Source organism: Streptomyces sp. AC550_RSS872, from assembly GCF_019049285.1.
Lineage (GTDB): Bacteria > Actinomycetota > Actinomycetes > Streptomycetales > Streptomycetaceae > Streptomyces.
In genome coordinates this window covers 1-332 of the sequence record NZ_JAGMUL010000190.1, presented here as the reverse complement: position 1 = coordinate 332, position 332 = coordinate 1, and the positions used below count along the sequence as shown (strand labels likewise).

Genomic DNA, 332 nt, shown 5'->3' with positions numbered 1-332 from the left:
GTCGATGTGGTGCAGCCGGTGCTGTGGGCGGTGATGGTGTCGCTGGCCGCGTTGTGGCGGTCGTTCGGTGTGGAGCCGGCCGCGGTGGTGGGTCACTCGCAGGGCGAGGTCGCCGCTGCGTGTGTGGCCGGCGGGCTGTCCCTGGAGGACGGGGCCCGCGTGGTCGCGGTGCGGTCGCGTCTGGTGCTGGAGAAGTTGTCCGGGCGGGGCGGGATGGTGTCCGTGTCCCTGCCGGTCGTCGATGCGGAGGAGCGGCTGGCCCGGTTCGAGGGCCGGGTCGGGGTCGCGGCCGTGAACGGGCCGTCGTCGGTGGTCGTATCGGGTGAGCCGGA

General features: G+C 73.8%; 1 protein-coding gene. It reads left to right on the top strand.

Annotation, left to right across the window (positions count from 1 at the left end):
- Positions 1-332 (top strand): acyltransferase domain-containing protein (locus KUM44_RS39870; protein WP_217214659.1); only part of this gene is annotated, 332 nt, incomplete at both ends.